General features: G+C 41.3%; 18 protein-coding genes. 10 read left to right on the forward strand and 8 right to left on the reverse strand.

Annotation, left to right across the window (positions count from 1 at the left end; translation table 11 throughout):
• On the reverse strand, positions 1-2,169 hold a 2,169-nt coding region (locus PN447_RS12110), incomplete at its 3' end, for a substrate-binding domain-containing protein (protein WP_271763286.1).
• A 539-nt stretch (positions 2,170-2,708) separates the two neighbouring features.
• Between PN447_RS12110 and PN447_RS12115 the strand changes: the two genes are divergently transcribed.
• The 4 genes from PN447_RS12115 to PN447_RS12130 all read left to right on the forward strand — a co-directional run bounded on the left by PN447_RS12115 (position 2,709) and on the right by PN447_RS12130 (position 8,065).
• Positions 2,709-4,700, forward strand: a complete 1,992-nt coding sequence (locus tag PN447_RS12115) for a TonB-dependent receptor plug domain-containing protein (RefSeq protein WP_271763287.1) — start codon at positions 2,709-2,711, stop codon at positions 4,698-4,700.
• A gap of 23 nt (positions 4,701-4,723) precedes the next feature.
• Complete coding sequence (locus PN447_RS12120) at positions 4,724-5,596, forward strand: (2Fe-2S) ferredoxin domain-containing protein (protein ID WP_271763288.1); 873 nt, start codon at positions 4,724-4,726, stop codon at positions 5,594-5,596.
• A gap of 137 nt (positions 5,597-5,733) precedes the next feature.
• On the forward strand, positions 5,734-6,930 hold the full coding sequence (locus PN447_RS12125; protein ID WP_271763290.1) for an ABC transporter substrate-binding protein: 1,197 nt from the start codon (positions 5,734-5,736) through the stop codon (positions 6,928-6,930).
• Positions 6,931-6,961: 31 nt separating this feature from the next.
• Complete coding sequence (locus PN447_RS12130; protein ID WP_271763291.1) at positions 6,962-8,065, forward strand: iron ABC transporter permease; 1,104 nt, start codon at positions 6,962-6,964, stop codon at positions 8,063-8,065.
• On the opposite strand, the gene PN447_RS12135 is transcribed toward PN447_RS12130, so the two are convergent.
• On the reverse strand, positions 8,015-9,169 hold the full coding sequence (locus tag PN447_RS12135) for a precorrin-8X methylmutase (protein WP_271763292.1): 1,155 nt from the start codon (positions 9,167-9,169) through the stop codon (positions 8,015-8,017). The genes PN447_RS12130 and PN447_RS12135 overlap by 51 nt on opposite strands.
• Positions 9,170-9,276: 107 nt before the next feature.
• Between PN447_RS12135 and PN447_RS12140 the strand changes: the two genes are divergently transcribed.
• From PN447_RS12140 to PN447_RS12150, 3 genes are all read left to right on the forward strand, one after another.
• On the forward strand, positions 9,277-11,184 hold the full coding sequence (locus PN447_RS12140) for a heavy metal translocating P-type ATPase (protein ID WP_271763293.1): 1,908 nt from the start codon (positions 9,277-9,279) through the stop codon (positions 11,182-11,184).
• Between the two features lie 156 nt (positions 11,185-11,340).
• Positions 11,341-11,778: a DUF6918 family protein gene (locus PN447_RS12145; protein WP_271763294.1), complete on the forward strand. Its 438-nt coding sequence runs from the start codon at positions 11,341-11,343 to the stop codon at positions 11,776-11,778.
• A 184-nt stretch (positions 11,779-11,962) separates the two neighbouring features.
• Positions 11,963-13,132: a DNA cytosine methyltransferase gene (locus PN447_RS12150; protein ID WP_271763305.1), complete on the forward strand. Its 1,170-nt coding sequence runs from the start codon at positions 11,963-11,965 to the stop codon at positions 13,130-13,132.
• Positions 13,133-13,402: 270 nt separating this feature from the next.
• Here PN447_RS12150 and PN447_RS12155 read toward each other — a convergent pair whose 3' ends face one another.
• Positions 13,403-14,350, reverse strand: a complete 948-nt coding sequence (locus PN447_RS12155) for a DUF1517 domain-containing protein (protein ID WP_271763295.1) — start codon at positions 14,348-14,350, stop codon at positions 13,403-13,405.
• Positions 14,351-15,508: 1,158 nt separating this feature from the next.
• On the opposite strand from PN447_RS12155, the gene PN447_RS12160 reads away from it, so the two are divergent.
• A complete protein-coding gene (locus PN447_RS12160) occupies positions 15,509-16,741 on the forward strand; it encodes a glycosyltransferase family 4 protein (RefSeq protein WP_271763296.1) in 1,233 nt (410 codons plus the stop codon).
• Here PN447_RS12160 and thiS read toward each other — a convergent pair.
• The 3 genes from thiS to PN447_RS12175 form a co-directional block, all read right to left on the reverse strand.
• Positions 16,738-16,950: a sulfur carrier protein ThiS gene (thiS, locus tag PN447_RS12165; RefSeq protein ID WP_271763297.1), complete on the reverse strand. Its 213-nt coding sequence runs from the start codon at positions 16,948-16,950 to the stop codon at positions 16,738-16,740. The genes PN447_RS12160 and thiS overlap by 4 nt on opposite strands.
• A 25-nt stretch (positions 16,951-16,975) precedes the next feature.
• Entirely contained in the window at positions 16,976-18,082 is a 1,107-nt protein-coding gene (locus tag PN447_RS12170; protein ID WP_271763298.1) for a thiamine phosphate synthase, read from the reverse strand.
• Between the two features lie 290 nt (positions 18,083-18,372).
• Positions 18,373-19,089, reverse strand: coding sequence for a hypothetical protein (locus PN447_RS12175; RefSeq protein ID WP_271763299.1), 717 nt, complete (start codon positions 19,087-19,089; stop codon positions 18,373-18,375).
• A 271-nt stretch (positions 19,090-19,360) separates the two neighbouring features.
• On the opposite strand from PN447_RS12175, the gene PN447_RS12180 reads away from it, so the two are divergent.
• Entirely contained in the window at positions 19,361-20,944 is a 1,584-nt protein-coding gene (locus tag PN447_RS12180; RefSeq protein ID WP_271763301.1) for a DUF1565 domain-containing protein, read from the forward strand.
• A gap of 141 nt (positions 20,945-21,085) precedes the next feature.
• On the opposite strand, the gene PN447_RS12185 is transcribed toward PN447_RS12180, so the two are convergent.
• Both PN447_RS12185 and PN447_RS12190 read right to left on the reverse strand, forming a co-directional pair.
• Entirely contained in the window at positions 21,086-21,778 is a 693-nt protein-coding gene (locus tag PN447_RS12185) for a hypothetical protein (RefSeq protein ID WP_271763302.1), read from the reverse strand.
• 149 nt (positions 21,779-21,927) lie between these two features.
• Positions 21,928-24,003: an S-layer homology domain-containing protein gene (locus tag PN447_RS12190; RefSeq protein WP_271763304.1), complete on the reverse strand. Its 2,076-nt coding sequence runs from the start codon at positions 24,001-24,003 to the stop codon at positions 21,928-21,930.
• 293 nt (positions 24,004-24,296) lie between these two features.
• On the opposite strand from PN447_RS12190, the gene PN447_RS12195 reads away from it, so the two are divergent.
• A partial coding sequence (locus PN447_RS12195) for a transposase (protein WP_271763306.1) occupies positions 24,297-24,524 on the forward strand: 228 nt, incomplete at its 3' end.

Genomic DNA, 24,524 nt, shown 5'->3' on the forward strand with positions numbered 1-24,524 from the left:
ATACTCCTGTAGCACTTGGGGACTTTGATAACTCAAGTCTAAATCTGTCACATCATACAGCCGCAGATACAATTGAGATATGCCATTATTTGATAATGCTTCCTGACAAGTTTGATCAATGTACCAAGTCGCATAAGCCCATTCTGGATTTCGCAGCTTAAGCATCATACTCCGATCCCCATCGAGATGAAATCCTCCTCTGGTGTCTTCTTGGGGTGTAGCAAAAACGCGAACCCGTTCAGAACTGGTAATAGTTACCCAATTATCATCTACCTTAAAACCTATGGCGGCGATATAATTGCGATCGACTAGCCCCCCCGCAAGCAGATCTGTTTGGGGGATCGGAATATATTTCTCTGGTATTTCCCACTTTACCTCATATTCCTGTAGCAGTTGAGGACTTTGATAACTCAAGTTTAAATCCGTCACATCATACAGCCGCAGATACAATTGAGATATGCCATTATTTGATAATGCTTCCTGACAAGTTTGATCAATGTACCAAGTCACATAAGCCCATTCTGCATTTCGCAGCTTAAGGATAATACTCCGCTCCCCATTCAGTGCTGCGGCCATGGCTACGTCAGCCAAGCTATCCCCCAGGGGATGATTCAACAATGGATCTTCCCCCCCATGACCCTCATGGTCAATCCCCATTTCTACAAAGGTTTGACTGTCTGCAAAAATATCTGTCTTCTCCGGATGATCACAGACCGTCCTATGGTTGATGGGTTCAGCTGCATCGGCTACTGCATTCAACACCTCTTCACTCATATCTAGGGATATTTCCTGTAAATTGGTCACCCGTGCCGATATATTTTCACTTAGTCGCAAACTTGCACTTAAATCAAATTCTGGCTGGTGTTGTGCTGCTGTTTGGTCAAGAGAGTATTTGCTCTGCAAATTTTCCCCTTCAAACACCAGTGAAACTTGAGAATCTGTAGCTTTAAAATTTTGAGTTTCAACCAGTTCTTGATCATTCACTGTTTCAGGCGCAACAACAGACCCCGTAGCAGTTGCTGCTGTAACCGAGGTATCATTTCTGCTGGTTGAGTCCTCATTTTTTTTAGATATTTCCCCAGTATAACCAGGGACTTTCTTCTTAGGATCTGCCCGACGTGACCGGAACAGCCATATTAGTAACCCAATTATAACAGACGTAGGTAATAAAAGCCACCATAAAGGTATCTCAGGCATCTGATCAGGACTAGAAATATTTTCTGGAGACTGGTCTTCATCTAATAGGGGAGCCGGGGGATCTAGTCCAGGAATTTCTAGTGTTTCTACTTCTCCCCCAACCAGGGCCGTTTCTATGGCTTGCTTTCCTGGTACTGCCTGGGTAAACTTGATAAAAGCATCTAAATTGGGGCTAGGATTTTGCCTGTAAGCATACACCAAAGGCAGGGAATAGATATAGTTAAGCTGATCCGGTAAAGTTTCATTGACAGGAATCACTCGCACATTGGGCAGACGCGATACATCATGGAGCATGGCATAGCTAATACCATCATTGCCCAGTTTGGCGATAATTTCCGTGATATCATCCTCTAGGACTACGGTAGCATTCGCGCCTGTAACAAGTTCAGAACCCTGAAAACCTGGGTAGGTGCGAAATGTGTTGCGGGTTTCGCTATTTACTGGGCGGTCAATGAATCGAATATTACTATCTGTACCTCCAACTTCTGACCAGTTGGTAATATTTCCGCTGAAAATACCGGCAAATTGCTCAGAAGTCAAACTACCCTCAAAGGGATTATCCGTACTAACTATGATAGCAATTTTTGCACTGTGAATCAATACTTGTGCCAGACCTTGGGCTTGTTCTTCTGGAGTCAAATCACGAGGGATCGCTGCTATATCAATATTTGCACTTAGCAAAGCTGAAATCGCTGCATCAGACCCATTAGTTGCAACCTCTACATTTGTCCCAGAAAACCCTTGCTCAAAACTCTGTTTTAAACTGCGGTTGATTGCTCCCAAGCTGGTAGAACCATCAATTTTGAGTGTAGTCTGATCTTCCACTGTTTGAGGCGCTAGGAAAGAGTCAGTAGCAGATTGTGCCAGCACTGGTGTCGGTACAAACAAAGGTACTGTCATAGGGGTAGTCACTAAAGACAGCAATAATGCTAGAGTAACTATCGCACTATCTTTTTTTTCTTCTTGCCACATATATTATTGATCTGGGTAGACAAAGCTAGAGGATCTGGAATTGTATCTCTTTATATTAGGAGCAGACGCGCTAATTATACATCTGGGATGACATTTATCATTACTTTTTGACAACGGGGTCATGTACTCGCTCTCAGATTAGTCAAGAGTTTAATTTAACCTCAATTCCATCTATGTGTGGCCCTTACAGGACAAATGTAGTACGGCAAGCTAAATAAATGTTGACAAATATCTAAATTAGAATAATAATCATTATCACTAGGGTTTAATATACAACGGATTAAAATGTCAAAAAAAGCACACAATTACCAAAGACGTAACAGTTAACACCTGAACTATCGGGGTAAGTTCAGCGCCATTGGGATGATGTGTGGAAATAAACCTTTTTGCTACATAAAAGTATTTTGTGGTGCTGAATTTGCATATCAAAAAACTCATCCATGCAAACAAGAGTTTATCTGTTTCCATGATTAATAAACGCCACTTTGCAACCAGTCTCATTCAGAACCATACCTATAGAGAGGAATTTGAGGAATTTAATGTATAAGTTTTACAGGTGTTGTTTGCTCAACTTACTAATTTTAAATACAAATTATTTAATTTTATCAGGAGGATATGTCATAGCTTCAGAACCAGAAGCTGATATTGAACTGACGGTCATCGATAAACTCTTAAATCAGCCAGTATCTTCCCCCCTGCGCCGTGATGGAACAGTTCAAGATTCCACACGTCCAGTGTATGTAATTACCCAAGAAGAAATAGAAGCCAAAGGTGCGCGCACAGTCAAAGAAGCCCTACGATTCCTCCCCGGTGTTTTGAGTGATGGTACAGTGGGGACAGGAGTTGGTGCATTAAGCGGTCAATTTATTCGCGGTTCTAACACTGGACAAGTTTTAATTTTACTTGACGGTAGACCAATAAATAATTTAGGTTCTGGTGGTTTTGACCTTTCAGAAATTACCACCAACAATATAGAAAGAGTAGAAGTTTTACCCGGTGGAGGTTCTACTTTATATGGTTCCGATGCAATTGGGGGAGTGATTAGTATTATTACTCGTCGTCCCACAGAGAAAATCACCACCCAGTCCGGAGTTACCCTGGGCGCCTACGGATTAAATCAGCAAACTATTCAAAATAGTGGTAGGTTGGGTAATATATCTTGGGTTTTAGGTTATAATCGCACCCAAGCCCAGAATAATTATCCTTTTTCCATTCCCGAAGCTAATTTTCAGGGGACAAGGGAAAATGATGATGTTCTTTTCAATAATTTTAATGTCAAATTAGAGGCAGATTTAGGAAACAGAAATACTTTAACCCTTTCTAGTTTATATTTAGGGAAAAATCAGGGAGTCTCAGGAGGAGTAGCAATTCCTGAACCTCAAGGACAAGGATTTTTCAATTCCTTAACTCCTAATAATCGCAAATACACCGACCAAGTTTTACTTGATTTAACTTGGAACTCTCAGCTAGCAGAAGGAAAAGATTCCCTATTAACAGCCAAGATTTACACAGACTTTCTCAATACAAGGTTTGATAGTCCCACAAACCAAAGAGACAACAGACAAAATTCCTATGGTATCCAAACACAGCACAGTTGGAAACTTGTCAACAATCAGATTTTAGTTTATGGGTTTGATTACCGCAATGTATCAGCAACTAATAGTAGTTTAAATTTGACTGATAATAGCAGAACATTTAGTTATGACGACAGCATTAGTCAAGGTGCATTATTTGCTAAATATGAGGTAGATGTCACACCTGGACTCGGTGTTAACTTAGGTTTACGCCAAGATTTCAACAGTTTAGCCAATGGTTCCTTTACATCACCAAGTATCGGAGCCAAACTAGGATTATCTGATTCCACCACCCTCAGAGTTAACTACATCAGAAATTTCCGTGTACCTACCCTATTTCAGTTATTTGCTCAAGGTGCGACTTTTGTAGGGAATCCCGATTTAAGACCCGAAAAAGGCAATAGTTATGATATTGGGATCGATCAGAAACTTGGTGATTTTGGTGTACTGCGCTTAACATTTTTCCAAAATACTCAATCAGATAATATTGCTTTTATTCTTCGTAATCCCATATCCAGTTTTGAAAATATTGACTTAGTGCGTACCAGAGGAATCGAAGCAGCATTAAATGTGCAACTAGCCCAGAATATATTTGCCTTTACCAATTATACCCTCAATGACCCACGCATTTTAGAAAGTACCAATTCTGCTGAAGTAGGTAAAGAGTTGCGTTTTGCGGGTGCAAATAGTTTAAATGCGGGAATATCCTATGAAAATGCTCAAGGCCTATATTTAGCATTTCTCATGCATTCCCTGAGTGGGTATCCTACCAATAATACCAACACAGAATTTTTATCTGGTTATACCACCTTTGATACTAAACTGCGAATTTCCCTGAGTGATAACCTTGTACTTAATGGTAGTGTAGATAATATTTTCAACCAACGCTATCAGCTATTTCCTGGTTTCCCTGACACAGGTAGAGTTTTTCAAGTTGGTTTGAGTTCAACATTCTAAAAATTTAGTCACAAGCAAATCCTATGACTCAATTTAATCCTTGGGTAAAACCATTAAATCTGATGAAAACAGAACCTTTGCTTTCAGGAGGTAGAGTTGAATATGAAGATTTTGATGCCAGTAGCGATGTCTTATCATCACTACTTTATACCTTATTTCAGGAAAATTGGCAACAAGTAGGAGTAGGTCATGTTGCTGAAGGTGGTGTATTAGAATTAGAATTTACGGCTGCACCTAAATTATGTATTTTATATGATGGTTATTTAACAGTAGCCGCTGAAGGTTGGCATTTACACTTATGTATTGAACCCAGCTTAGGTGGTCCTGAATGTAAAACACCGTTGGAATTAAGACAAGAGCGTCAAGTTAGTCGCGCTGCATTTTATCGCCGCTTTAACGCACAAGGAAGTCCCAGAAGTTGGGGGATTAAATTTTGGAATGGTGCAAATGTCGAAGTGATGACCATATTTTTACCTAATCCCTTTGTGGAAGATGAAAATTTATTACCAGAAGGTAAACCTAATTTATCTAAATTAGCCCTGTATGAACAATTACGGGAAATTTACGTCTTAGGAACCAACCCCATACCATTTACCCGCAACCCTTTAAAGCGTTCTTATATATCAGTGTGTACCTCTGGGCGTTGTCTTCCTTCTCAAAAATGGGAACCTACATTTACAGCTTTAAAAACAGCAGTGGAGAAAGCAGGTTTAGATATAGAAGTCAGAACATCTGGCTGTTTGGAAGTTTGTAAACTCGGTCCAGTAGTGTTTAATTCTGAGGATAGGAGTTGGTACACTCGCGTTACTCCTGATGTGGCCCAGACTATTGTTGAGGAACATCTGGTAAAAGGTAATCAGGTGAGAGAACATTCTTACCCTCCTGTGTTGGATTAACTTGGATTTATTGAACCACAGACAAGCAGAGAAGACAAACACAAGAGGAAGGATACTGGATTTATTCAAGCAGATTCATCTGTGTTCATCTGTGGTTCATTAATTCTGTGATATCTGTCATTTATCGAGTAAATAATATGAATTATGCCAAATCTATTCGACGTAGAATAAACCTTTATGGGTGTTTATTGTTGTTTGTTGCTACTTTAGTTATTGCTTGTAATCATCCTAATCTGATCAACTCCTGTGGTCAAGCATATGATTCCAATCTTGATTATTTTCCTGTAAAAGCTACTATCAATTACGCCCAAGGTTTTGATGTAGAATATCATAAAGCCTACAAAGTTGTTACTGTTAAAAGTCCTTGGCGTGATGCCAATCGAGATTTCAAATATGTATTAGTTCAATGTGGCGCCCCTGTACCAGAAAACTTTAGAGAGACCCAAGTAATCACAGTACCTGTAGATTCTGTTGTCTCTCTTTCCACTACCCATTTACCGCATTTTACCAAATTAGGATTACTAGATAAACTCCTGGGTGTAAGAGATTTCAAGCAAGTTAATACACCGGAAGTGGTAGAGAGAATTAAAGCAGGTAAGATCACAGAAGTTGGTAGTAATAATAATACCAACATCGAGCAGATATTAGAATTAAATCCGGCGTTAATTACAACCTATGCGGTAGGAAATACACAAACAGATAGTTATCCCCAACTATTAGATGCTGGGTTGAAAGTGGCGATTAATGCGGAATATATGGAAAATTCACCACTAGGAAGAAGCGAGTGGATAAAATTCACTGCTTTATTTTTCAACCAAGAAGAAAAAGCCGAAAAAGTGTTTAATCAAGTTGCGAGTAAATATGAAGAAATTGCCGAAAAAACTCAGTTGGTCAACAATCGTCCTACTGTATTTGTGGGATTTAACTTTCAAGGAACTTGGTTTATGCCAGCAGGAGATAGTTATGTAGCCAAGTATCTTAATGATGCTGGGGCAAATTATCTGTGGAGTGATGATAACACATCTGGGAGTTTACCCCTATCCTTTGAGGTTGTCTTAGAACGTGCGGCTAATGCTGACTACTGGCTTAACTTTAGTCAATCTTGGCAAAGTTTACAAGATTTATTAAACGAAGATCAGCGTTATACTGCTTTTCAAGCTGTAAAAACAGGCAACCTATATAATAATGATGCCCAATTAAACGAATATCAAGGAAACGATTATTGGGAAAGTGGTATTAGTAACCCTGACATAGTTCTATCTGACTTAATCAAAATATTTCATCCCCAAATATTACCCAAGCATCAGCTAGTGTATTACCGCAAATTAACTTGAGGACTCAAGTCCCGACTAAAAAATTATAATAATGCGTGAAATTATCTCATTCTTATCTTGGCGAAGTTGGCGGTTAGTTAAATTGAAACTTAAATTACTTAGACATAAAAAGATAAATCGGCCATCCCTGATATTTCTCACCTTACTAACATTTTTAATCTTCGCCTTCTTACTAGATTTAGCTTTTGGTTCTGTAGATATACCCCTAAAGCAAGTTCTAATCATCTTACTAGGAGGAGAACCGGAAAAAGCCACATGGACGAATATTATTCTCAAATTCCGCTTACCAAAAGCCATAACAGCTACTTTAGCAGGTGTTGCTTTGAGTCTGAGTGGTTTGCAAATGCAAACTTTATTTAGAAATCCTTTGGCGGGTCCTTTTGTGTTAGGAATTAGTTCAGGTGCTAGTTTGGGGGTGGCTTTAGTTGTTCTGACAGCAAGTGCTAGTGGTGCGGGTGTAATGTTCAAAAGTTTAGGTATAATTGGTGATTTAACTTTGGTGATGGCTGCAAGTTTGGGCGCAGGTTTAACTTTAGGCTTGGTCTTAGTAGTAGCGCGGCGTGTTCAAGATACAATGCAACTGCTGATTTTAGGTTTGTTGTTTGGCTATGCTACAAGTGCGTTAGTGAGTATTTTGCTGCAATTTAGTGAAACTAATAATATCCAAACTTACATACAATGGACTTTTGGCAGTTTTAGCGGTGTTACCTGGACGCAAATATTAGTTTTAGCCCCTGTGGTAGTTTTGGGGTTAGTTATAGCTATTCTGTTGTCAAAACCTTTAAATGCACTGCTGCTAGGTGAGTCTTATGCTAGTACTCTCGGTTTAGCTGTACAACCCACTCGGTTTTGGTTGATTACTAGTGCTTCTATTTTAGCAGGGGCAATTACGGCTTTTTGTGGTCCGATCGCTTTTTTAGGTGTTTCTGTTCCTCACCTGTGTCGCAGTTTATTTCATACTTCAGACCATCGGGTATTAGTACCTGCTGTGATTATCATGGGGGGTATTTTGGCTTTAATTGCAGATTTGGTGTCTCAGTTACCAGGAAGTCAGCTGGTTTTACCCCTCAACTCTGTGACAGCTTTAATTGGAACTCCGGTTGTTAGTTGGTTGATTTTGCGGCGCAGATACTGATATTTTTGTCAGATGACAGTGACAGTGGGGTTTGGTGATTAAGGTTTCTACTAGGGAGTTGAGGGCTGTGGCCGCTAGTAAGCCTCCTCCTAGGGTCCCTTCTATGGTAATGTATGGTATCGGTTGTTGCATAAGTCGGCGTTTGGCAGCGGGAGCGTGGCTAAAGCCTATGGGTAAACCTATAATCAGGGCTGGTTGGATTTTTTGCTGCTTGATGGCTTCACAGGTTTCTAAGAGGACTGAGGGGGCGTAGCCTATGACTAATATACTATTATTACTGATTTGGGCAAGTTTTTGCCGCCATTTGTCCTGCTCCCAGAATTCTGTCTCGGCTTCTGGGGCGGTGGTAATATGGGGGTTGTCAATTAAGGTGATAATTTCACACCCTAGGTGGGTTAGTCTGGTTTGGTCTAAGGCGGCGGCGACTGTGGGTATATCTACTACTATTTTACACCCGGTTTTTAAGGTTTTACGACTGGTGGCGATCGCACCTGGACTGAGTTTGACAAAGGATACTAAACTCACATCACCACAGGCTAAAACTAGTTGAGCTATTAAATGTTGTTCGATTTCCGAACGCTCGGACAGGTCAGGAAGGATGCGTTGTAATGACTCGGTAAATGCTTCTGCATGATTATGTACTTCTGCATCTAACCCACTCCACAGTTGATTAAGTTCTCCTATTCCTACTTGGGTTTCTACTTCTAGCAGTTTGAGTTGCGATAATACTTCGGCTTGCATGATTTGACAATGGCGATCACGTCCTAATAAGCTCTCTAATGCTGAGGCTGTTTGTCTGAGTTGGGATATTTGCTGCATTACAGCCCCATATTGTTTTTGCAGTTGCTCTGTTAGGCTTTTGCTGTTGTCTGTTTCTGGTTCTATTTCTAAAATCTGGCGAATATGGTTAAGTTGAAAGCCTTGGTTTTTTAAGGCGACTATGCGCCGCAGTCTAACTATATCTCTATCTGTGTACAGGCGGTAGTTGCCTGGCGATCGCTGTGGTTGTGGTAGTAGTCCTAGTTGATGGTAATGTCTCACCATCCGCGGGGTTATCCCTTGTCCTACTGCTTGGGTGAGTTCTTTGATGGTTAGGGTGGTCATCTGTTTTTAAACGCAAAGGTTCGCAAAGTAGTTTTTATCGATTTTAGGCTTGACATTGACAGTGATGTCAAGGTTTAGGGTGAGGGCATTGTGATCAATGAGTTATTATGCTGAGTTATCGGGGTTTAACAAGATTTATTGCCGAAGGTTCGGATACTTTGGCGGCTGTGTTTTGTGGTATGTTTTTGTTTGTGGGTTGGTTGGCTTTGTCTGTTGATTGGTTAGGATGGGCTCTGCTGTTTTTACCCGCTGCTTATGTGATTGGTGGTTATGATAGCGCCCGGGAGGGTTTGACCACTCTAATTAAAGAACAAGAATTAGATGTTGATCTGTTAATGATTGTGGCTGCTCTGGGTGCTGCTGGGTTGGGTTTATGGCGTGGGGAATACTATCTAATTATTGATGGGGGAATTTTGATTCTCATCTTTGCTATTAGTGGCGCACTGGAAGGTTACGCTATGCGTCGCACTGAGAAGAGTATCCGCGGTTTGATGAGTTTGACACCAGATACAGCTCGCGTTTTACTGGGGGGAGAACCAGAAATGCTGCCTATTACTCAACTCAAGGTGGGTGATGAAATTATTGTTAAACCAGGTGAATTGATTCCTACTGATGGTATAATTATATCTGGTTATAGTAGCCTGAATCAGGCAGCAATTACAGGGGAGTCTTTACCTATAGAAAAGTCGGTGGGGGATGAGGTTTTTGCTGGGACTCTCAACGGTTTTGGCGCTTTGCATCTTCGGGTACATAAACCACCTTCTAGCAGTTTGATTCAGCGTGTGATTCGTTTGGTGGAACAAGCACAGACGGAAGCACCCCCTTCTCAACAGTTTATTGAGCAATTTGAACGCATCTATGCGCGGGTAGTTGTTGTCGGTGGGGTGTTGTTGGTGTTTTTACCGCCGTTAATTTGGGGTTGGAGTTGGGAAGTTACTATTTATCGTGCTTTGACTTTTTTGGTGGTGGCTTCTCCCTGTGCCCTGATGGCGGCAATTATGCCTACACTATTATCGGGTATTGCTAATGGTGCACGACAGGGGATTTTATTTAAGAATGGGGCGCAGTTGGAAAAAATTGGTAAGGTTCGCGCCATTGCTTTCGATAAAACTGGTACTTTAACTACAGGTAATCTGCAAGTTTATGGGGTAATTTCTAGGGGTGAATATTCGGAGCCAGAAGTATTAAAAATAGCGGCAGCTTTGGAATCCTGTTCTGAACACCCCATTGGTAAGGCTATTGTAGAGGCGGCTGGTACAGGTTGGGAATGTGGGGTTGATGTCCAAGCTATACCCGGACAGGGAATTGTCGGCTTTGTCAACCATCAACAGGTGTTTGTGGGGAATACAGCTTTTATACGGGAATATGTAGACCAGTCCCCAGAGGAGTTACAGACATGGGCGCAATCTCAGGAAAATCAGGGTAAAACTGTGGTTTGGGTGGCACAGGCTCAACAGATCATAGGTGCGATCGCCATTGCTGATCTGATTAGACCAGAAGCTGTATCTATGATTACTCGGTTGCGAAAGTTAGGGGTTGAGCAAATTGTCATGATTACCGGGGATAATCAACGCACGGCTGACAGTGTAGCCCAGACTGTGGGTATTGATCAAGTGTATGCGGAACTATTACCTGAAGATAAGCTGAATGTGATCCGTCAGCTGCAACAAGAGTATCAAACTGTGGCTATGGTGGGGGACGGCATTAATGATGCTCCCGCCCTGGCCCAGGCTTCTGTGGGTATTGCTATGGGGATAGCCGGGAGTGATGTAGCTTTGGAAACCGCAGATATAGTATTGATGGCGGATAAATTAGAGAAATTAGCCACAGCCATTGAATTAGGTAGGCGATCGCACTCCATTGTCAAACAGAATATAGTGATAGCTCTAGGCTTCATTATATTACTGTTAATCGGTAACTTTTTAGGCAACATTAACTTACCCATTGGGGTCATTGGTCACGAAGGTTCCACCGTGTTAGTTACACTCAGTGGTTTAAGATTACTAAGAAATTAATTTTATAGGGATTCCGGGTTTAAATTGCGATCACCCGGAAATGATATCAGCTACTCGGCTGCAAAACACCTGTGGGTATTTAGCCCGCCCATGTTATCCCAGTTAAATGGCCATTAGCTTACAATTAGCATTGCATTGATATTCAGGAGCAATAAAATGGGATTAAGTGAACAGCTGTTAACTGCCAACAAAAAGGCTATGCTTGTAGATGATTGCTGCCAAATGATTGATCGGCAGCTAGCTTCTAAATCAGGTATCACTGGTATAGCCTTGAAAACCGCTTTCACCGCCTTAAAAGGAGTGAACCCCGGATACATCCCTTATATTGTCGATCAGCTGCTACCACAATTCCTGACAGCCCTTGACCCTCTCTGGACTGAGGGTACAGCCAAGGGAGATCCCGCATCTCATCTCATCGCCAGTCGCTCTGAAACAGCAGACGCTATGCTCAGTATTACCGATGCTAGAATCCAGCACACAAAGCGGCAAATAGTTAAAGGAACCTATGAAAAATTCCGGAGTTCCGCCAAGAAACACGTAGAAGAAGCAGTTCCAGACTTAGCTAATATAGTAGATAAACATACTAAAATTTAAGGGCAATCCAGTATGTAAATGAAATTCATTTACATACTGGTAAACATTGGGATTTACCGAGGAAAACTGCCAATTTCCGCCCCCGATGGCGGTATCCTCGGCTTATACAAAAGTTAGAAATATTTTAGCAATAAGTAGTATAATTGTACTGCAAGAATATTTACTCTGTGTGGTAGTCCTTCTCATGATACATGATCAAGGGATTTCTATTTCCCTATTTACAGGTGCATTTGGTCTGGATTTAGGTATGGAAGCAGCCGGATTTCATACAGTGACTGTGGTGGAAAAAGACCATGATGCTGCAAAAACAATTCTTCTTAACAGACCCGATCTTAAAGAAAGTGCTGTTCCTAGGGAAATAGAAAAAGTCAGTTCCCAAACACTACTTGAGGAAGGAGGAAGATTTTTAAAATTAGGTCGTGCTTTACAAGTGGGAGAAGTAGACTTAGTAACAGGTGGCCCACCTTGTCAGCCATTTAGTACCGCCGGAAAAAGAGGTTCAGTGATGGACCCTCGCGGTAGTTTATTTATGGAATTTATCCGTGTTGTTAAAGAAGTTCAACCCCGTTTTTTCTTGATGGAAAATGTCAAAGGGTTACTTTCAGCACCTATTCGTCACAGACCAATTAATGAACGGGGTAAAAATCATCCCCATTTAGCAGATGATGAAATGCCAGGATCTGCATTAAGGGTGGTACTATCAGAAATGAAACAACTAAGATATAAGGTAGTTTCTAATCTTTTAGAAGCAGCAGATTATGGCGTTCCACAAAATAGAGAGCGTGTAGTATTTATCGGTTCTAGAGATGGTGAGACTGCTACATTTCCTCTCCCCAAATATTGCCAAAATGGTCAACATCTACCTAAATGGCGGACTCTAAGAGATGCTTTAACAGGTTTAGTTGATAGAGAGTCAGAGTTTATAAGTTATTCAGAAAATCGCTTAAAATATTTAAGATTATTAGAAGCAGGACAAAACTGGAGACATTTACCAGAGGAATTGAAAAAAGAGGCCATGGGCGCTGCTTATGATTCGGGAGGTGGAAAAGTCGGTTTTTATAGAAGATTATCCTGGGATAAACCTTCTCCGACAATAACCACAAGTCCACATCAAAAAGCCACTGATATGTGTCATCCCGTAGAGTTGCGTTCTTTAACTGTACGTGAGTCGGCAAAAATTCAAACTTTTCCTGATGATTGGATCTTCTCTGGTTCGATAAGTTCTAAATATAAACAAATTGGTAATGCAGTTCCGGTATTGCTTGCAAAAGAAATTGGTACTTATCTTTTTAATTTAATCCAGGGAAATAAACCAAAAGGTAAAGAAATATCTGAACAACTATCGCTATTTTAGCTATAGAATTTTAAATATCTTTTTTGTCGGTTTATACCCACTCTTAAACTCTGAAATTTTAAGAAGTATAAAGCCTTTTGGTGTGTCTAATGAAGTACACACCAATTTATTACTTATTCCCCATTCCCTTTTCCCTCTTCCCTGTTCCCTAAAACTAAAAAACTGTTTACCTCACGAGCATGGGAAATGCTATATCAGCCGAAAAAATCAAGCCAGTAGATAGAATGACTGTATCTACTGGCTCAATGGAATGATTGGCGAAGAAGACCTTTATACTAGTTTTAAATCAGGATACTCCGCCAAAATATCATCAGAAGTCAGGGTATCCCCTTCAGATTGAGGAGTCCAAAGCACCTCAATAGCTAAAAGTTGATCACCTGGAATTCCACCAATTCGCCGCAAAACTTGACGCAAATCATCAGCACTGTTAACCTCTGGGATTTCCAACTTCCCTAATGTCGCCGCTAGTAGGGTAACAATTAGGTATTCCCCCGGACCTTCACTGATTTGGTCAGCAGGGGGTAAAGCCTCTTTTTTCAAAGCTGCTTTCAGCTGGTTGTTGACGTTAGAGAGAGTTTCTTCACTAAACTTGCTGCGTTCGGCTAGAGATAAACGATTAAACTGACTTTCAGCCGCATTTAATTTAACTTGCTGCGTACCCCCACCTGCGTAGACCCAATATTCTGGATGACGCAGTAAAGCTAAACTGACTTCTTGCAATACTTCTGCTCTCCCCTGTGGGGAGTTAGTATCAGCAGATTCGGCTATCTGGTCGAGTTCGGTTTGCAAACCACGCGCTTGCGCTAATAAACCAACTTGTAACCGCGTTACAGAAACAGGAGGATTGCTGCTGTACTCTACGTCTACCCCTTCACCACCGCTCACACGGCGGAAGGTTTGTACCAAGAAATTAGCGATCGCCAAGAAAATTAAGATGGTAAATAGACCGCCAAACCCACCGCCGATCCCCCAAAAGGGAATCAAGAAGGGAAAGCCGAAACCACCACCGGGATAGTATCCTCCACCACCAGGAGGCGCATAAGTACGCGGTGTGTAGGTGCGGCTAGAAGGCGCTCTAAATGAGCCGCCACCGATGCGACCACCACTGCGGGCTGCTAATGCATTATCACCATGGCTAAGTGCTAAACTTAACACTAGGCTGAAAAGAAAGAAAACCTTTAACAAGGGTTTGATGGTTTGTTTTAGTTTGTTACCCATAACACAGGCGCTTAGAAATTGTATTAGTTATGATTGCTTTCTAGGTTCTCAAAAATCTTTTACTTACTGGAACTAGTGAGTTGTTGATTGACACTAGCTCTTTTTAACATTCACTTTTTTGATATATATCTAATTTACCGCGTCCTATCGGGATTAGACAGTCAGCCCAGGGGGGATTTCTGTGGTAGATAACCGTACATGAAGCATACCGACAATTTATATGATGTCAGACCACTCATAATCATAAGTAAGGGTATGGCTACGCCAGTCCAGATATGACAGATATACTCGCTATTAACAATAGCTCAGTAATGTATCACTTCTACTTGTATTAGTATTAACTATGCAGCCAGCGGATTAACAACTTGAGCATTATCAGAAAAAGAGGATAATTTTCCGGAAAATAGACAAAATGGAAGATATATAGTACCAGTAAATCATATTTTTTGGGCATTTTGGCATGACATCGAAGTTTATTTAGGATAAGGTATTAATCTAGACAATTATTTGATATTTTTTCAAGCAGTTTTTTAGTCATGAAATCGGGATTATTTGCCGATTTGTGGGGGATTCTTTTTGACTGAAATTATCAAGTTGGTGAAATTTATGTACCCCTAAAATAATTTACAAAAACTTCACATAAGTCATCAATAATTTCCCATGTTGAATGTTATAAAATATAGATGAAAGATGTGTAATGTATTCCCTCAAGTAAGGAGACAAAAGTGGAATTGTCTATCTCCTAAAGAGAGGTAATTATCTATACTTATCTCAAGTATTACGCATTAATTCAGAGTGCGAAAAAACCTGGTGATAAAAGTACAAATCCCAGCTTTGTGAATGATAGCTATTAGCGAAAATAAAAAAATAGCCTATTTTTCGCTTAAATGAACACGAAGCTTTGTACTCACTAGTTAGTATATATAGCATCCATATCGAGGGGAATTTGAGGATTTAAGAAGTTGTAAATGGCGAAATCACTCAAATTTCAAGTTTAAATTCCGTTAGCCAGTATTTTGTTTTCTATGTAGTTAACTTCTTGGCTTACTTACCAAGTTAGTCAGTTCAATTACTAGAATTTCACTCCATCTAAACATTTACCTAAATTCTAGTATTAAGGCTTACATATCTTTTAAATTCAACTGATAAAAAATTAGCATGGAACATATCTCACAACTACGAACAAAAATTAGACAGGAAAGGGCAAATCCTGATATATTAGTAATATCCCATCTATTTCTGCCCAAAAAAGCAGTGATTGGGGAATATCTCTATAATCGCTGTGTTCAAGACCCAGAAAGAGTAGTTGTTCTCACATCTGCTTGTTCCGGCGATCAAGTATTTGATGATGCTCAAAAATTTCCTGTATATCGCTGGATCAATTGTCGATACTGGTTGGGTAATTTTCTGGGAAGTCTATTACAACCTACTATCGATTTAGTCTGCTCATTTGTGCTAGCCATCAAACTCTATTTTCGTTATCATTACCGTTATATTGAATGGGGTGACGGCTACGATTTTCCAGCATTATTACTATTGAGCTATATCCTACCCATACGCTTTTTTATGTATCTCCATGGTAGCGATATTATTGATACTTTACATAATCCCATATGGCGATCGCTCTTAAAATTGACCTTGAAACGCGCCGAGGGAATTGTTTGTAACAGTTACGTCACCCAAGATTATCTCCACAAAACTTTCCGCTTAACCACTCCCACCCATGTCATTCAACCTATAGTCAGACCAGAAAAATTTGGTATTCAAAAGAATCAAGCTAATTTTGATGATTTACGTCAACGGGTGCGGGAAGCGTACAATATTCCGGAAACAGCAATAGTAATTCTTTCTGTAGGAAGGTTAGTCAAGGAAAAAAGCTTTGATCGTGTGATTGAAAACTTACCACTGCTACTCACAATTGGACTTGATGTTTACTATATACTTTGCGGACAAGGGCCATGTGAACCCGCATTAAAAAAATTAGCCCAGCGCTTGCGAGTAGACAAGCGAGTACACTTGACCGGACATATACCCGATGACGAATTAGCTGGTTATTATGCAGCTTGTGATCTGTTTGCGATGCTCACTTCCTTAGATACCAAGGAATGTATACAGGGTTTTGGTATTGTTTACTTAGAAGCAAATTATTTCGGTAAGCCTGTGATTGCTTCTCGTTTAGGCTCGGTGATTGATATAGTTCGCCATGAAGAAAATGGGATTCTCGTGAATCCCAAATCTGGATACGAAGTTTTTCAGGCTTTCAAACGATTGTGTAACGACCAGCATTTACGTGAAAAACTCGGTCGCAAAGGTAAACAATTAGCCAGACGCAAAACCCTTTACCGTTCGCTGTACCTATCTGAACCTATCCCTAATGGTGTGTTGAATTAACCACCACCTACAATGGTGACTATTTCTAAGCGATCGCCTGGCTGCATTTGTGTTTCTGTCCAAAATTGACGGTGTAAAATTTCACCATTATATTCCACCGCTACTAAACGGGGATTAAAACCAAACTGTTGCAGTAAATCTGGTAACAGGGTTTGGGAGGAGCAACTACGAGTTTCGCCATTTACCTGGAGGGTAATCTGATTAGACATCTTAAAGTGCTGATTTATCAACTGGTTATGGTTGGATGTGATGAAGCTGGGAAATCAAATATTGTGTTACCAGGGTCGGCTGTTCCGCTTGGATGATAGCTCGTACCACCGCTACACGTTCCGCTCCCGCTGCGATCACATCGTTGATATTATTTGTATCTATACCCCCAATGGCAAACCAAGGAATTGAGCTATGTTGGGCGGCATAGCTAACATATTGTAAGCCCGCTGCTGGCTTATTTGCTTTCGTGGGGGTTTCATAAACTGGACCCACACCAATATAATCTGCACCTTCAGCAATTGCCTTTTGCATTTCTTCAGGATTGGTAGTAGAACGCCCTATCAAACGTTGGTGTCCTAGTAATTGTCTAGCCATGGCAATGGGTATATCTTGTTGTCCCAAATGTACACCATCTGCATCCACGGCCAAAGCTAAATCTACTCTGTCATTAACGATAAATAAAGCACCGTAGGTATGACATAGTTCCCTTAATTTTGTCGCCCGTTGTACACGTACATGGTCATCAGCCATTTTCTCCCGGTACTGCACAAGGCTTAATCCAGCCTTGAGTGCTGCTTCCACCTGTGGGAGCAAATTTTCTGCGGGGGAAGTTACTAGATATAACTGCGATCGCCACAGCAGTTGATGACGCTGGTAGCCCATTAAACTAGTTTCTAGAGTATAAACACGATAACGCATCTGCTTCAAAGCTCTACCCATATCGGGATGGTAAAGCTTGCCGTATTCTTCTAGCACCCGCATTGCTTCTTGGACACGACAAAAGTTTGCTTGTAATAGCGCCCCAATGCTAGAGCGTTGTTCTTCCTGCGGATGGGTCAATTCCGTACCGGGATCACCGGGTGTATCTCGCGCCGCCCGCAGTTCCGCAGTATGCCAATGAGCCAATTCTTGACGCAGGTACTTGCATTCCCCAACTAATTGCGCGTTATTTAACCCAAAGCGACACCATTCTTCGATAATTCGCAATCCTTCCCGGGATCGGTCTAGATTAGCATCTAAAATCCGGTAAACAGCTGGCTGTATTTGCGCTTTTTGGCTGTTTGGCTCCACCATAACAACAACCCTATTATTACTTGCATTAAGTGGGGTAATATCAAAACTTTGAGACATTTTGAGCAAAAATTTTTAGTACGGTAATATCAAAAATAAGTATAGATTTACTATAATTTTATACATACATTACTTGCTAGATACATGAAACAGCAAAGATTTAAGAACGATATTATCATATATCTTAAACTGAACAAAAAGCATATATTCAGCAATTCACCTGAATAACGCACAAAATATCTTTTTTTCTCTAATAGAGAATTATTTATCAGCAGGTCTAGTAACTTTTATTGTGTAATTTATTTGGCCAAAGTCAATGAATAATTTGCATCAAGTGCAATCCCCAACAGCTATTGCACAGCTAATAAAAGAATTGTATAGCTCAATGTACCACAAGCAAATGCCCAAAAGCAGCTTTCTCTCTCTTCTGGTAGTTCTTCCTTCAGAACATTGAGGACAATACCACCAGCTAAAAAGGCAAAGAAAACCGCAACAATAGCCTGATTAATTTCCGTAACCGAACCAAGGAACCAACCCACAATTATCGCTATTGATAAGAGCCAACGACCAATTTCGTCATAGATTCTTTTGTGATGTTGACGCAAACCATGATCATTAACCACAAAATGCAGCGCCATGGCAAAAGAAAATAATAATAAACCCTTGATATTTGAGTTCTCTCGTTGTACTAGCAAATACCCAATTAAGACATTATAAATCGCAAAAGCAGCAATATGTAGGAAAAAGAAATCTGTCGGCTTTCCTGTTGTTTCACTCTCTGCAAGTGAAGTTTTCGCCAATCTCTCTAAGCCATAAAAAACCGTTAAACCTAAAAGTGCCACTATATAGACATGATGCTCTAAAAAACTCCATACCATATTTAAACTGCTTTGCAGTTTTACTTGTGCTTGACTCAGTTCTGGCAAAATGTGAATAAACACATAAGCTACAGATACACCGCTACCAAAGGAGAAACCACGACTACGTGGTGTATATTTGAGAAATCTTAGTTTACCTGCAAATAAATGTGTGGTGGCTAAGACAATCGCCGAAATCAAAGTGTTCATGCTTGCTTCTAGTATTGATTATCGCAATTCCCTGGTTGATGACTGTGAGCGATCGCATAATACCAATGATTGACATTCTTCATTCTCAGGGGATAAAAACTTTATTATAGGACTTAGACACCTGTCATAAAAAATTAGATTTTTTGCTGGTATTCAGGGCTGCTCTTTGCCTGATTGTGAGGATTGCACTTTCCCCCCCCAGTTAAGATATGATTACAGCTACATAAGTCCTATATTATTAGCATTTATCGAAAGTGGATTTATCCCAATTATGTATTCTCAATATTCTCAAGCAAAGCTCCTGCAATTACAGCTAACTCGCAACCTTGATAAATCAAATTCTTCCCAGGAATTAGTCTGGTTTTTGGTTTCTTCCATCTTATCTTTCACCCTAGGCCTAGGAGTAATAACTATAACTGTACTGGGTGTCGGTTCGGGTATAGTTTCGGCTCAAATACCTCAGACCTCCCAGGGTGAAAGCACAAGGTCTGAAGTGAAAATGTTATTTGTCAACCCCCGTCTGGGAAATAACACTTCGGGTAATGGTACTCAGAGCGCTCCGTTCCAAACTATTACCCACGCCTTGCAAGTAGCGACTCCCAATACAATGATTATCCTCTTCCCTGGTAATTATACTGCTGAGACGGGGGAGATTTTTCCCATCAACCTCAAACCGGGTGTTGTGATTCAAGGAGATAGTCCCAGCAAAGGACAGGGAATTACAATTAGAGGTGGTGGGACATTCCTTAGTCGCAGCTTTGGCGGTCAAAACGTCACTATCGTCGGTGCAGACAAAGCTGAGTTAAGTGGGGTAACGGTCACAAATCCCCAGCCCCGTGGTTATGGTTTGTGGGTTGAGTCCAGCAATCCTGTGATCACAAACAATACATTTACCCGCAATACTCAGGATGGGATCTCTATCAGTGGTAACAGCTCCCCCACGATTAGGCAGAATTATTTTCATCGTAATGGGGCGAATGGTATGACCATTGGCGGTAATTCCCAGGCGCAAGTGCGGGAAAATGTTTTTGAGCAAACAGGATTTGGCATCAATATTACTGACAATGCTGCGCCTATATTGAGCAGTAATCAAATTCAAAACAATCGGTATGGCATCATAGTACAAGGTAATGGTCGGCCGATTTTACGGCAGAATTTAATTCAAGGTAGTAGGGAAGATGGCTTAGTGGTTCTCACCCCAGCAATACCAAACCTAGGTACTATTACTGAAGTAGGTGGAAACCAATTTCGTAATAATATGGGCTACGATATTAATGCTAGTGGGAGTAACCAAAGGATTCCTGCAGTTGGTAATAATCTGTTACCAAATCGCATTATTGGTAACGTAGACTTTCAAGCTCAAACAGCACCCATAGGTCAAAACCCTCAGCGGCCTACCCTCCCCAATCTTCCCACCCAGACAATCCCAGCCAATGAAGAAATTATCTCTTCTGCTCCCAGTCAGCCAAAGCAAGCTGATCAATCACAGAGGAATTATCTACAGATTGATCCTAATATTGTGGAATTTGCAGCCCCACAGTCGCCATCTCCAGGTCAAGCACCTCCCTTTGGGGAATCACCTCTGTTACCAATTCCCAATCCCAATACTCCTCCCACTCAGAGCATCGCATCTACTGAAGAGCCGCCGGGTTTACGCTACCGCGTTGTAGTTAATATCATAAGTAATCAGGAACGAGATCTAGTGCTAAACTTAGTACCAGAAGCATTTCCTACTGTCCGGCAAGGTCGCAGAGTCATGCAAGTGGGAGTGTTTAGCGATCGCAATAATGCCGATGAAATCCTCAATGTCCTTAAAAGTTTGGGTTTAAGAACTATAATGGAACCATTAAAATAATTTGTGCGAAAGCATCGCCTGGCTTGTGAAATACACTTACCTCACCCCCAAACAGTCCGGGTGAGGTGACCAGTCTTTGACTAAAAGCAGGTAAGAATTTTATTAATAGTAAGTATAGGGTCATTCCTAAGCTATAGACGGTTATTTCTTTTCGTCCGACATCGCTTTTAGTTTTGATGTAAATGAATCAGAGTAATTGCCGGTTGCTGGAGTAAATTGTCCAATGGGTGGATGATTAGCAGATGATGCTATGAGCTTTGTCTGCTGGTCAGCTTTGGGTAATGGGGAATTTGTCTCATGATACCTTGGTAAGTTCAGCCTGGAATCACTACCAGACACAGCAAGGTTCACACCGGTAGATACTAATGTCCTGTTTTTCTCCTCTTCTTCTGAGTTGATCCCTTGTTGGGCGCTGGTGTGACTTTGCCTATAGCCATTTTTTAGATCATCTGGTAAGGAATTAGTTGTCACTGGTTTATCAGTAGATGCTGATCCATGGCGAATTGGTTTGTGAATAGCAGGTAGAACTGGTGTAGCCTGTTGAGTTAAGCTTTCGGGAAATTTGCTACAAATCAGGCGTTCAAATTCCATATTGAAATGATAAATCACCTGACCCCGGCGTTGCCAAAATAGTAATATTTGTTGCACTGAGATGGCTTTATAGCGACCTTGATATAGCGCCTCAATCACTGCCAAGTGCAGCCAGTTGAGTGGATATTGGGTTTGCCAACGGTTAATCAGATCCCTGGCAGTATATCCACTGAGATCAAAACTGTAATGGGTTAATAGAGAGGCTGCCAATTCGGCAGAGATTTCTGACTCTGTGCTTAACATGGCGCTATTGGGTTCAGAATAGGGGTATAAATTGTCTAGCCATCCTTCATAGCCTATGGTGTTTTTTGGTATAGCATTCTTTCCCAAGAGTTTCCAGGCTGATCATCATACATTGTGTTTTTCATTTTACTTGTTCAACTGCTGACTCTCTAAACAATATAGGGTGAATTAATAGTTGAGGTTCGCTGGATTGCAACTAATGCCTGATAGACCATTGCGGCCACCTCCCCACGTGTTGCTTCCCTCTGGGGTACAAGTTGTTTGGGGTCAGGGTAGTTGACAACAATTCTGTGCTGTGTGGCAGTCCCCACTGCTTTACGCGCATAATCGGGAATTGTATGATCATCAGTATAAGTGAGTAAAGTATTATCGTCAGCCGTTGGTAGAGTCAGTCCATTCACTAGGGAGACAATTACCTGTAACCTTTGCACATTTTGCCCGGGGCGGAAAGTGCCATCTCTAAATCCACTAACAAAGCCACCCCTAGCGGCAATTTGCAAGGCTTGATAAGCCCAAAAATCTGGCAATACGTCTGTAAACTCAGGTGCGGGGCGTTTGGGTGTGGGGTTAAAGGCAGCGGCTACTAAAGCGGCATATTGGGCACGGGTCATGGGTTTATCTGGCTGGTAGCTACCATCAGCAAAACCACTAGTTAAATTCATCCTGGCTAATCCCCGAATAAATGGTTCTGCCCAATGTCCCATGATGTCTGTAAAGCTGGGGAGATCAATATCAGGGCTGACAATATAGGGTGAAGGGATGGCCTTTTCCTGACTGCTGGCTACTAACCCTTGATAAATTAATGCTGCCACTTCGCCACGAGTTATATCTCGCATAGGTTCTAATTCTTCTGCTTGGGGATAGTTCACCACCAGCAATGCTTGGGTAGCCACTGCTACGGCATTAATGGCATAAGTGGGGATTTGAGCGCGATCGCGGTACAGGTTCAACACCTGGGGATGACCCCCTGTGAGTTTTAACCCACTAACTATAGATACTATAGCCTGTACTCTGGTCAAATTTTGTCCGCCTCTAAACGTCCCATCAGGAAACCCACTAATAAAACCCATTTCGGCGCTTTGGGAAATCGCTGATGCTGCCCAAAAACTGGGATTTACATCCGTAAATTTACTATTACTATTTCTTGTTGGTAACTGGAAACTTTTAGCAATCATGGCTGCATACTGAGCGCGAGTCATGGCGCTATCCGGGGCAAAAGTACCATCGGGAAAGCCGCTAATGGCACCCATCCTCGCCAATGCTTCCACAAAAGCTGCTGACCAATGTCCAGCTAAGTCAGGAAAAATACTGCTGGCTGAGAGGCTTTGAGGATGCTCTTGGAGGACAGCTATAAAATCTACCCTACCCTTAACTTGGGTAGGATTCAATTTATTACCTGCTGAAACCAGTGTTTCTGGTGTGGTATTGTGTAAATCGAATTGACCGTTATACTCAAAAATATTCCCAGCAGGGTCTTGGTTATTGCCTAAATCAGGAATGGCGTTACCATTAACTAACATCCCGCCCCGGGTATTTTGTGTAATTCGATTGTGACGCAGTACAGGTCTAGCGTGGCGAGACAGCGCGATCGCTAGACGGTTATTTGATATGATGTTATTTGCTATTAATGGAGCGGCATAGTCACTGATGGCAATACCCAAGGGGTTTTGCTCAAAGACATTCCGCCGCACTTCACCCTTACTATGACGCGCCATCATCAAGCCACTGGCAGCATTTTGCCTAAAGACATTATCTACAATGACGGGTTTAGCAGTATCAGTGACAAATATACCTTCTCTACCACAGTTAGTTAAGGTATTGTTAGCCACATTTTTTGCTGACGATGAAATCCAGACCCCAGTCCCTTTAGACATAGGGTTAATCACAGTCACACCCAAGAGACTGGCATTATCTTGCAACAGTAATGTGATATTTTGTCTACCAAAACTAGAAGTTTGATACTCACCACTTCCGGAAATCACAATCCCCACACCTTTTTTCGCTTCGTTACCTACTAATGTCACCCCCGCAGAAATAACTAGGGGAAACACCTCACCATTCGCAACACTATAAGTCCCAGATGTCAACTGAATAATTAGGGGTGTTTTGGTGGCCTTTAAAGCCCGGGTGAGAGTTCTAAAGGGACTAGACCGAGAACCAGGATTAGTATCATTCCCTTGGATGGGATTGACATAGAATTTGGTCACGAAAGTAGAGTTCACCATTGATAATTTCGATGCAATTGTTTAAGTTATGGTATTCGAGTCATGAATCATAACTTATACCAATTTTGGCGAAAATTGCACTTAAACGAATTTACAGTGTATCTCATCTGAGTTAGATACAAAAAAAAGGGCGGGCACCGATGCCCACCCCACAAGATTTATAATCTTCAGGTGTGTACTTTATTTACTTGAAAACTGGTCCGGTTAATCAAAGTCAATCAAAAATGTTGGTTTGGCTAAAGCCAAGGGGGACTAAACTGCAACTTAAATTCTACCCAAATATTGTTGATAGGATGTTTCCTAGTTCTCAGATTTGCTCTAACTGTGGTAATCATAGGCATAAAATGCCACTGAAAAACCGTGTTTATGTCTGTCCTGAATGTGGACACACTGAAGACAGAGATTTAAACGCCGCCAAAAATATTGACCGATGGTTTGAGAAGATTTTTATTCCTGAACGGTCAGAAACGGTAAGCTTTACCGGGATTGCTTGCGGAGCGGACAAACCTAGTCGAAGTCAT

Origin of the sequence: Anabaena sp. CS-542/02, assembly GCF_028331085.1 — a bacterium.
GTDB classification, from domain to species: domain Bacteria; phylum Cyanobacteriota; class Cyanobacteriia; order Cyanobacteriales; family Nostocaceae; genus Anabaenopsis; species Anabaenopsis arnoldii.